Below are 10,355 nucleotides of genomic sequence, written 5' to 3' on the forward strand. Positions count from 1 at the left end.
CACCCTGAGGGTGTGCCGGGGCCGTCCCGTGCGCGAGGCGGTGAGGCCGTGCGTCAGTGCACGTCGCCCATGAGGGCCTGGACCTTCTTGCGGTACATGAAGACCGCGAAGCCCGCGAGGACCGCGAGGGACGCCTCCATGGCGATCACCCCCGTGCCGTTCAGGTCCACACCGGCCAGCGAGAGCAGACCCGTGGTGCAGTCACCGGCGGTGACGGCGAGGAACCAGACGCCCATCATCTGGGAGGCGTACTTCTGCGGCGCCATCTTCGTCGTCACCGAGAGGCCGACGGGGGAGAGGCACAGCTCACCGATGGTCTGGATCATGTAGATCGAGACGAGCCACATCGGGGAGACCTTGGTGCCGTCGCCCGCCATGTTCATCGGGACGATGAAGACGAAGAAGGAGGCACCGACCAGGACCAGGCCCATCGCGAACTTCACGATGGTGTTCGGCTCCTGGTTCTTGCGGGCCAGCCACAGCCACAGCCAGGCGAAGACCGGGGCCAGCGCCATGACGAAGAGCGGGTTCAGGGACTGGTACCAGGTGGCCGGGAAGCCGAAGCCGAGGACGGTGTCGGCGGTCTTGCCGTCGGCGAAGAGCGACAGGGTCGAGCCGCCCTGGTCGTAGATCATCCAGAAGACGGCGGCGGCGACGAAGAACCAGATGTAGCCGGTCATCTTCGACTGCTCGGTCTTCGACAGGTCCTTGTCGCGCTTGATGCGGACGAGGACGGCGACCGGGATGATCAGGCCGGCGAGGGTGATCGGGACGATCGCCCAGTTCAGGGTGTACATGCCCATGGCGACGACGACGCCGTAGAAGACGGCGGCGACGACCAGCACGGTGGCGACCTTGACCAGGACGTTCTTGCGCTCGGCCTGGCTCAGCGGGTTCGGGACGGTGTTGCTCTTCGGGCTCAGGTTCTTCGTGCCGATCAGGAACTGGACCAGGCCCACGCCCATGCCGACCGCGGCGAGCGCGAAGCCGAGGTGCCAGTTGACCTTCTCGCCGACGGTGCCGACGACGAACGGGGCGACGAAGGCACCGAGGTTGATGCCGATGTAGAAGAGGGTGAAGCCACCGTCACGGCGCGGGTCGTCCGGGCCGTCGTAGAGGTGGCCGACCATCGTCGAGATGTTGGCCTTCAGCAGACCGGAGCCGGCGGCGACGAGCGCCAGACCGACGAAGAACATCGCCTGACCCGGCAGCGCCAGCGACAGGTGACCGGCCATGATCACGAAACCGGCGATCGCGACGGTCTTGCGCGCACCCCAGACGCGGTCGCCGAACCAGCCGCCCGGCATGGCCATCAGGTAGACCATCGACACGTACACGGAGTAGATCGCCGTGGCCGTGGCGGCCGTCATGGCCAGTCCGCCACCCTGGCTGCCGGTGGCCGCGTCGGCGCCGCCGGAGACCAGGTACAGGACGAGAAGCGCCCGCATGCCGTAGTAGGAGAAACGCTCCCACATCTCGGTCATGAAGAGGGTGGCGAGGCCGCGGGGGTGACCGAAGAAGGTCTTCTCCGAACCCGCGGAAACGGTCGTTGCCGCCATGTCGATCCTTGCTCTGTCGGGACGCGACGCCTCGTGAGCGTGATGCGCCCGGTGGGGGGTGGCCGGCACCGGGTGGGGTGTTCGCACCCCGCCCGGGATCCACGCCCCGCCGCGCGTCTTCGCGCCGCGGGACCCGGCCCACAGGTCGTTCACCGTCTCCGGGTCGGCCGAGCCGACCCTGAGCAGAAAAGAGGACCCTGGCTGACGAAGCAGTCCAAAGGTCCCCGTTTACCGCTACAGACGTCTCGCCACCATACGACACGACAGTGCCGGATATGGAAGGACTTGAGAGATGGATCACAGGTGGCGAAGGAACCAACAGGCGTCAATCCAAGGTGATGTAGAGGTTACGCACCCTGCTTCGGAGGCGTCGACCCGCGCCTCGTGATCCCGCCCCGGCCCGGCACCCGTGCGGACTACCATCACCCCATGACCCGTGTACTGCTCGCCGAGGACGACGCATCCATCTCGGAACCGCTGGCCCGCGCCCTGCGGAGAGAGGGGTACGAGGTCGAGGTCCGCGAGGACGGGCCGTCCGCGCTCGACACCGGCCTCCAGGGCGGCGTCGACCTGGTCGTGCTCGATCTGGGCCTGCCCGGCATGGACGGCCTGGAGGTCGCCCGCCGGCTGCGCGCCGACGGGCACACGGTCCCGATCCTGGTCCTCACCGCCCGCGCGGACGAGGTCGACACCGTCGTCGGGCTCGACGCGGGCGCCGACGACTACGTCACCAAGCCCTTCCGCCTCGCCGAGCTCCTCGCCCGCGTCCGGGCCCTCCTCCGGCGCGGCGCCACCGAGCCCGCCCCCGCGCCCGCCACCCACGGCGTCCGCATCGACGTCGAGTCGCACCGCGCGTGGATGGGCGAGGAGGAGCTCCAGCTCACGGCGAAGGAGTTCGACCTCCTCCGCGTCCTCGTCCGCGACGCGGGCCGGGTCGTCACCCGTGACCAGCTGATGCGCGAGGTCTGGGACACCACCTGGTGGTCCTCCACCAAGACCCTCGACATGCACATCTCCTGGCTCCGCAAGAAGCTCGGCGACGACGCGGCCAACCCCCGCTACATCGCCACCGTCCGCGGCGTCGGCTTCCGCTTCGAGAAGAGCTGACCGGACCCCGGCCGCCCCCGCGCACCACGCCCCCCCGCCGCAGTCCCCGTACCCCGCCCGGGAGGGCAAGTGCGCCGCCGCCTCATCACCTCCACCCTCGCCGTCGTCCTCGTCGTCATCGCCGTCTTCGGCGTCTCCCTCGTCCTGATCGAGACCAGGACGATCACCAGCAGCGCACAGGAGAGCGTCGAGGCCGAAGCCCTCCGCATCGTCTCGATCGTCGACAGCCGTCTCGTCGGCGGCGAGCCCGTCAACCCCGACATCCTCGCGGAGCAGAGCGGCGCGAAGCGGTACGCCCTCGTCACCATCCCGGGCCGCCCGCCCATCGAGATCGGCACCCGCCCCACCGACAGCGTCATCCGGGGCGACGCGACGGGCGAGCGCGGCGAGACCGTGGTCGTCGAGGAGTCCCGCTCGGCCGTCACCGCCGAGGTCGGCAGCACCGCCCTGATCATCGTCGCCGTCGCCGGGCTCGCCGTCATCGCCGCGGTCCTCCTCGCCGTACGCCAGGCGAACCGGCTCGCCTCCCCGCTCACCGACCTCGCGGAGACCGCCGAGCGGCTCGGCTCCGGCGACCCCAGGCCCCGGCACAAGCGGTACGGGGTCCCCGAACTGGACCGGGTCGCGGACGTCCTCGACGCCTCCGCCGAGCGGATCGCCCGGATGCTCACCGCCGAGCGCCGGCTCGCCGCCGACGCCTCCCACCAGCTCCGTACGCCGCTGACCGCGCTCTCCATGCGCCTGGAGGAGGTCGCCCTCGCCGACGACCTGGACACGGTGAAGGAGGAGGCGACGATCGCGCTGACCCAGGTCGAGCGGCTCACCGACGTCGTCGAGCGGCTGCTGACGAACTCCCGGGACCCCCGCTCCGGCTCCGCCGTCGCCTTCGACCTCGACGAGGTCGTCAAGCAGCAGATCGAGGAGTGGCGCCCGGCCTACCGCAGCGCGGGCCGCGCCATCGTCCGCTCCGGCAAGCAGGGCATGCGGGCGATCGGCACCCCGGGCGCGGTCGCCCAGGTCCTCGCCGCGCTCATCGAGAACTCGCTCATGCACGGTGGCGGCACCGTCGCCCTGCGCACCCGCGTCATCGGCAACCAGTCCGTGATCGAGGTCACCGACGAGGGCCCCGGCGTCCCCGCCGACCTCGGCGCGCGGATCTTCGAGCGGGCGGTCAGCGGCCGCAGCTCCACCGGCATCGGCCTCGCGGTCGCCCGGGACCTGGCGGAGGCCGACGGGGGCCGCCTGGAACTGCTCCAGCAGCAGCCGCCGGTCTTCGCGCTCTTCCTGGGCAGGGAGGCCCGCGGCGTCACCGGGGAACCCGAGGAACGCCCCGTGCGGTGAGGGGCCGTGCTGGGCGTCGCGAGCCCGGCAAGACCGGAAAGAGACGGCCTAGACGTGGTCCGGCTGCCGCCGCCGGGACTGCCGGGGCGGCGCCGCCGGCTCCGCCTGCTCCAGGAAGGACTCGGCCGTCTGCACGGCCTCCTTCGCCGGCAGCGCGCGGAAGACCCAGGTGCGGTACGACCAGAAGCGGAAGAGGGTCGCCACGCCGATGCCGAAGAACTTGAAGAAGTTGCTGGCGAGCGAGGAGTTCCAGCCGAGGCCGTAGGTCGCCGCGTAGAGGATGCCGTTCTCGATGACCAGCCCGACGAGGCTGAACAGCAGGAAGAGGGTCATCTCCTTGGTGCGGCCCGACTTGTCCCGGTCGCGGTACGTGAAGTAGCGGAACCCCACGTAGTTGAAGGCGATGGCCACGACCGTGGCGATCAGGCTGGCCCGCACCACCGGAAGCTCCGTGGTGTGCCGGACCAGGTTGAACACGACCAGGTTGACCAGGACACCGAGACCGCCGACGACGCCGAACTTGGCGACCTCACGGCCGAGCAGGGCGAGTCGCATGCGCAGCGCGCCGGGTTCGCTCATGGGGGGTCGGTCCGTCCGTCGGGTGACGTCCGGGTGACGTCAACCCACTCATGCTAACCAGCCTCCCCTGTCACCCGCCCGGGTAGGCGGGAAACCTGTGGAAAACCGAGCCTTACCCCGTCACCCCTTGTGTCAATCCACAGCCGGAAACGTGTTCATCGATGGTGCGGATACCCTAAGAGGGTGACGTTCCCGGTAGTAGGCATGGTCGGCGGCGGGCAGCTCGCCCGCATGACGCACGAGGCGGGCATCCCCCTCGGCATCAAGTTCAAGCTCCTCAGTGACACCCCGCAGGACTCGGCGGCGCAGGTGGCCGGCGAGGTCGTCATCGGCGACTACCGCGACCTGGACACGCTCCGCGCGTTCGCGCGCGGCTGCGACGTGATCACCTTCGATCACGAGCACGTCCCCACCGAGCACCTGCGCGCCCTGGAGGCCGACGGCATCCCCGTCCGCCCCGGGCCCGACGCCCTGGTGCACGCGCAGGACAAGGGGGTGATGCGGGCGAAGCTCGACGAGATCGGCGCCCCCAGCCCCCGCCACCGCATCGTGGCCGACCCGGCCGACGCGGTCGCCTTCGCCGACGAGGTCGGCGGCTTCCCGATCATCCTCAAGACCGTCCGCGGCGGCTACGACGGCAAGGGCGTCTGGTTCGTCCGCACCGCCGAGGACGCCCGTGACCCCTTCCTCGCCGGCGTGGCCGTGCTCGCCGAGGAGAAGGTCGACTTCGTCCGCGAGCTCGCGGCGAACATCGTCCGCTCCCCGCACGGCCAGGCCGTCGCCTACCCGGTGGTCGAGTCCCGCCAGGTCGACGGCGTCTGCGACACCGTGATCGCGCCCGCCCCGGACCTCGACGAGGAGCTGGCCGGGCAGGCCCAGGAGCTGGCCCTGCGGATCGCCAAGGAGCTCGGCGTCGTCGGCCACCTGGCCGTGGAGCTCTTCCAGACCACCGACGGGCGGATCCTCGTCAACGAGCTGGCGATGCGCCCGCACAACTCCGGCCACTGGACCATGGACGGCGCGATCACCAGCCAGTTCGCCAACCACGTCCGGGCCGTCCTCGACCTCCCGCTCGGCGACCCCCGCCCGCGCGCCCCGTGGACCGTGATGTGCAACGTCCTCGGCGGCGACTACCCGGACATGTACCAGGGCTACCTGCACTGCATGGCCCGGGACCCGCAGCTCAAGATCCACATGTACGGCAAGGACGTGAAGCCCGGGCGTAAGGTCGGCCACGTCAACACCTACGGCGACGACCTGGACGAGGTGCTGGAGCGCGCCCGCCACGCCGCCGACTACCTGCGAGGGACGATCGTTGAGTAACCAGGCGAGCAACCCGCTCATCGGCATCGCCATGGGGTCCGACTCCGACTGGACCGTCATGGAGGCCGCCGCCCAGGCGCTGGACGAGTTCGAGATCCCGTACGAGGTGAACGTCCTCTCCGCCCACCGGATGCCGCGCGAGATGATCGCGTACGGCGAGGAGGCGGCCGGCCGCGGCCTCAAGGCGATCGTCGCGGGCGCCGGCGGCGCCGCCCACCTGCCGGGCATGCTCGCCTCCGTCACCCCGCTCCCGGTCATCGGCGTCCCCGTGCCGCTGAAGTACCTCGACGGCATGGACTCGCTGCTCTCGATCGTCCAGATGCCCGCCGGCATCCCGGTCGCCACCGTCTCCGTCGCCGGCGCGCGCAACGCGGGTCTCCTCGCCGCCCGGATCATCGCCGCCGCCGACCCCGAGCTCCAGGCCCGCATGGAGGCGTTCCTCCAGGACCTCAACGCCCAGGCCACCGAGAAGGGCAAGCGGCTCCGCGCCAAGGTCGAGGGAACCGACTCCTTCGGGTTCGCCCGGTGAGCGCGGCCGAGCGGCTCGCCGAGGCCCGTGCCCTCCTCGCGGAGGCCCCCGTCGTCGACGGGCACAACGACCTCCCGTGGGCGCTGCGCCAGCAGTGCGGCTACGACCTCGACAAGCTCGACATCGCGGGCGACCGTTCGGCCTCCCTCCACACCGACCTCGCCCGGCTGCGCGCCGGCGGGGTCGGTGCCCAGTTCTGGTCCGTCTACGTCCCGGGCCGGCTCGCCGGCGACCACGCGGTGAGCGCCACCCTGGAGCAGATCGACGCCGTCGACCGGCTGGTCGAGCGGTACGCGGCCGACCTCGCGCCCGCCCGGACCGCCGACGACGTCGCCAAGGCCCGCGCGGAGGGCCGGATCGCCTCCCTCAAGGGCGCCGAGGGCGGGCACTCGATCGACAACTCGCTGGCCACCCTGCGCGCCTTCCACGCCCTCGGCGTGCGGTACATGACCCTCACGCACAACGAGAACAACGACTGGGCCGACTCCGCCACCGACGAGCCCCGGCACGGCGGCCTCACCGCCTTCGGCCGCGCCGTCGTCCGCGAGATGAACCGCTGCGGCATGCTCGTCGACCTCTCGCACGTCGCCGCGACCACCATGCGCGACGCCCTCGACGCCTCGGCCGCGCCGGTGATCTTCTCGCACTCCTCGGCCCGCGCGGTCTGCGACCACCCGAGGAACATCCCGGACGACGTCCTGGAGCGGCTCTCCGCCAACGGCGGCGTGGCGATGGCGACCTTCGTCCCGAAGTTCGTCCTGCCCGCGGCCGTCGAGTGGACCCTGCGCGCCGACGAGAACCTCCGCGCCCAGGGCTTCCACCACCTGGACACCACGCCGCGGGCGAAGGCCCTCCACGCGGCCTTCGAGGCGGAGCACCCGCGCCCGGTCGCCACCGTCGCCACCGTCGCCGACCACCTCGACCACATGCGCGAGGCGGCCGGCGTCGACCACGTCGGCATCGGCGGCGACTTCGACGGCACCGCCTTCACCCCGGCCGGCCTGGACGACGTCGCCGGCTACCCCAACCTGATCGCCGAACTCCTCGACCGCGGCTGGTCCCGCGCCGACCTCACCAAGCTGACCTGGTCGAACGCGCTCCGCGTGCTGGGTGACGCGGAGTCCGTCGCCCGCGACGTGGCCGCCCGCACCCCCGCCTCGCACGCCACGATCGCCCAGCTCGACGGCGCCTGACGGCACCCGGACCGGGCCTGACCGGGCTCACCCGTACGGCGCAGTCCGACGGGCTCCGGAAGGGCCCCGGTGGCACGGTGGACGGTACTGCCCCGCCTCCTCTGGCGGGGTAGTACTGCATCACCGAGTTCGGAAGTGTGAGTAGTGCCATGGCAGATCTAGACGATCATCCCCCCTTCTCTGCCGCCTCCGGCGCCGTCGGCGCGCTGGAACCCCCGGAGCCACCACCCCCGCCGCTCGACGAGACCGCCCGCGCCCGGGCGATCCTCGCCGCCCAGCCCGTCATCGAGGGGCACACCGAACTCCCCGGCCTCCTCGACCCCGAGGACCTGCCGCCGGCCCGCGCCCAGGAGGCGGGCGCCCAGCTCTGGTCGCTGCGCGTGGACTCGGACGACGTGATCGGCACCCTGCGCCGCCTCGACACCGTCCGCGCCCTCGTCGCCGCCTGCCCCGAGGACCTGCGCCTCGCGAGCTCCACCTCGGAGATGGTCCACGCCCGCAACTGCGGCCGGGTCGCCGCCCTCCTCGGGCCGGTGAGCTGGACCGCCCTCGGCGGCTCCGCCGCCACCCTGCGCGCCTACCACGCCCTCGGCGTCCGGGCGGTGAACCTCACCCGCTTCGACCGCTTCGCCCGCGAGGCGGTCCGCGAGATGAACCGCATCGGCCTCGCCGTGGACCTCACCGGCGCCGACCAGGACACCGTCCGCAAGGTCCTCGCCGTCACCCGCGCGCCCGCCCTGCTCACCCGGGCCGAGCCGGACGCCCTCCCGGACGACGTGCTGCGGCTGCTCGGCGAGAACGGCGCCGTCTGCATGGTCGCCGTCGGCGACGACGCCGCCGCCACCGCCGACCTCCTCGACCGGGTACGCGACGGGGCCGGGCCCGCGTCCACGGGGCTCTCCCACCTGACGACCCGGACCGCCGGCTACGTCCCGCTCTTCGCGGAGCTGCTGCGGCGCGGCTGGCCGGCCCGTGACCTGGTCGGCCTGGCCCACGGCAACGCGACCCGGGCCCTGCGCGAGACCGAGTTCCTCTCCCGTACGAACAGGATCAGGCCGGTCGCCGCCTGACCCGCGGGCGCCTGACCCGCGGGGTACGGGAAGGGGCGCACCGGGATCCCCCGGTGCGCCCCTTCCTCCCGTCCGCCCGCTCAGGCGCGGGGGCGGCCCATCGCGCGGTACGTCCAGCCGGCCGCCCGCCACCGCTCGCCGTCCAGGGCGTTGCGGCCGTCGAGGAGGACCGGCGAGGAGACGGCCGAGGCCAGCTCCGCCGGGTCGAGCTCGCGGAACTCGCGCCACTCGGTCAGGTGCAGCACCACGTCGGCGCCCCGGACGGCCTCCACCGCCGAGTCCGCGTAGCCGAGGGTCGGGAAGACCTTGCGGGCGTTCTCCATGCCCTTGGGGTCGTAGACGGTCACCTGGCCGCCCTGGAGGTGGATCTGGCCGGCCACGTTGAGCGCGGGGGAGTCGCGGACGTCGTCCGAGTCCGGCTTGAAGGTGGCGCCGAGGACGGCGACCCGGCGGCCCAGGAAGGAGTCCCCGCCGAGCGCCTCGCGGGCCATCTCGACCATCTGGCCGCGCCGCCGCATGTTGATGGAGTCGATCTCGCGGAGGAAGGTCAGCGCCTGGTCGACGCCGAGCTCGCCGGCGCGGGCCATGAAGGCGCGGATGTCCTTCGGCAGGCAGCCGCCGCCGAAGCCGACGCCGGCCCGCAGGAACTTGTTGCCGATCCGCTCGTCGTGGCCGATGGCCTCGGCCAGCTTGGCGACGTCGCCGCCGGCCGCCTCGCAGATCTCGGCCATGGCGTTGATGAAGGAGATCTTGGTGGCGAGGAAGGAGTTCGCGGCCGTCTTCACCAGTTCGGCGGTCGGGAAGTCGGTGACGACGAAGGGCGAGCCCTCGGCGACGGGGACGGCGTACACCTCGCGGAGCAGCTTCTCGGACCGCGCGCCGTCCGTGCCGCGCACCCCGACGACGATCCGGTCGGGGCGCAGGGTGTCCTGGACGGCGAAGCCCTCGCGGAGGAACTCGGGGTTCCAGGCCAGCTCGACGCCCTCCGGCAGCACGCCGGCGAGCCGCTCGGCCGAGCCGACGGGGACGGTCGACTTGCCGACGACGAGCGAGCCCGCGCGGGCGACGGCGGAGAGGGAGGCGAAGGCGGCGTCGACGTAGCTCATGTCGCAGCCGTACTCGCCGTGCTTCTGCGGGGTGTTCACACAGACGAAGTGGACGTCGCCGAAGGCGCCGACCTCCTCCCAGGAGGTGGTGAACCGCAGTCGGCCGGTTGACCCCTCGATCCCGGCGACGTGCTTCGCGAGCAGTTCCTCCAGGCCGGGCTCGTACATCGGGACCCGCCCGGAGGCCAGCAGTTCGACCTTCTCGGGCACGACGTCGAGCCCCAGTACCTCGAAGCCCATCTCCGCCATGGCCGCGGCGTGGGTGGCGCCGAGGTATCCGGTGCCGATCACGGTGATCTTCAGGGCCATGCGGGACTCCAGTGACGTCGGGCGAAACTGCCTGCCCGAGCATAGTCGTGCCCTGACAGAGTCCCCGGTTACGCCCTACCCTTTGGGTTACTTAACGGTAGTTAGCAAGCGTGGGAGTGAGTGAACGTGGCGGGATCTGCTGATTTCGACCTGTACCGGACCTCCGAGGAGCACGAGATGCTCCGGGAGTCGGTGCGTGCGCTGGCGGAGGCGAAGATCGCTCCGTTCGCGGCGGCGGT

Annotated in this window: 9 protein-coding genes; 6 read left to right on the forward strand and 3 right to left on the reverse strand. The window is 71.8% G+C overall.

The annotated features are described in order from the left end of the window. Positions 1-53 precede the first annotated feature (53 nt). Positions 54-1,559 (reverse strand): peptide MFS transporter, encoded by a 1,506-nt coding sequence (locus tag ACFQ8C_RS35025; RefSeq protein ID WP_383465700.1) that lies wholly within the window; start codon positions 1,557-1,559, stop codon positions 54-56. A 429-nt stretch (positions 1,560-1,988) separates the two neighbouring features. Here ACFQ8C_RS35025 and ACFQ8C_RS35030 point away from each other — a divergent pair, with 429 nt between their 5' ends. Together ACFQ8C_RS35030 and ACFQ8C_RS35035 are read left to right on the forward strand one after the other, a co-directional pair. Further along, positions 1,989-2,666, forward strand: a complete 678-nt coding sequence (locus ACFQ8C_RS35030) for a response regulator transcription factor (RefSeq protein WP_351103661.1) — start codon at positions 1,989-1,991, stop codon at positions 2,664-2,666. 69 nt (positions 2,667-2,735) lie between these two features. Beyond that, positions 2,736-4,007, forward strand: coding sequence for an ATP-binding protein (locus ACFQ8C_RS35035; protein ID WP_383465702.1), 1,272 nt, complete (start codon positions 2,736-2,738; stop codon positions 4,005-4,007). 48 nt (positions 4,008-4,055) lie between these two features. Here the strand turns inward: ACFQ8C_RS35035 and ACFQ8C_RS35040 are convergent, their stop codons facing one another. Further along, positions 4,056-4,586, reverse strand: a complete 531-nt coding sequence (locus ACFQ8C_RS35040; protein WP_383465704.1) for a GtrA family protein — start codon at positions 4,584-4,586, stop codon at positions 4,056-4,058. A gap of 183 nt (positions 4,587-4,769) precedes the next feature. On the opposite strand from ACFQ8C_RS35040, the gene ACFQ8C_RS35045 reads away from it, so the two are divergent. From ACFQ8C_RS35045 to ACFQ8C_RS35060, 4 genes are all read left to right on the forward strand, one after another. Further along, positions 4,770-5,909: a 5-(carboxyamino)imidazole ribonucleotide synthase gene (locus ACFQ8C_RS35045; RefSeq protein ID WP_383465706.1), complete on the forward strand. Its 1,140-nt coding sequence runs from the start codon at positions 4,770-4,772 to the stop codon at positions 5,907-5,909. 31 nt (positions 5,910-5,940) lie between these two features. Then, positions 5,941-6,438 carry a 5-(carboxyamino)imidazole ribonucleotide mutase gene (purE, locus tag ACFQ8C_RS35050; RefSeq protein ID WP_383465714.1) on the forward strand — a complete coding sequence of 166 codons (498 nt, stop codon included), beginning with the start codon at positions 5,941-5,943 and terminating at the stop codon, positions 6,436-6,438. Continuing rightward, entirely contained in the window at positions 6,435-7,631 is a 1,197-nt protein-coding gene (locus ACFQ8C_RS35055) for a dipeptidase (protein ID WP_383465708.1), read from the forward strand. Before purE ends, ACFQ8C_RS35055 begins: the two co-directional genes overlap by 4 nt. 149 nt (positions 7,632-7,780) lie before the next feature. Further along, positions 7,781-8,701, forward strand: coding sequence for a membrane dipeptidase (locus ACFQ8C_RS35060; protein ID WP_383465710.1), 921 nt, complete (start codon positions 7,781-7,783; stop codon positions 8,699-8,701). 80 nt (positions 8,702-8,781) lie between these two features. Here the strand turns inward: ACFQ8C_RS35060 and ACFQ8C_RS35065 are convergent, their stop codons facing one another. Further along, positions 8,782-10,116 carry a UDP-glucose dehydrogenase family protein gene (locus tag ACFQ8C_RS35065; protein ID WP_383465712.1) on the reverse strand — a complete coding sequence of 445 codons (1,335 nt, stop codon included), beginning with the start codon at positions 10,114-10,116 and terminating at the stop codon, positions 8,782-8,784. Positions 10,117-10,355: the final 239 nt, after the last annotated feature.

The organism is Streptomyces sp. NPDC056503, from assembly GCF_042794995.1.
GTDB lineage: Bacteria > Actinomycetota > Actinomycetes > Streptomycetales > Streptomycetaceae > Streptomyces.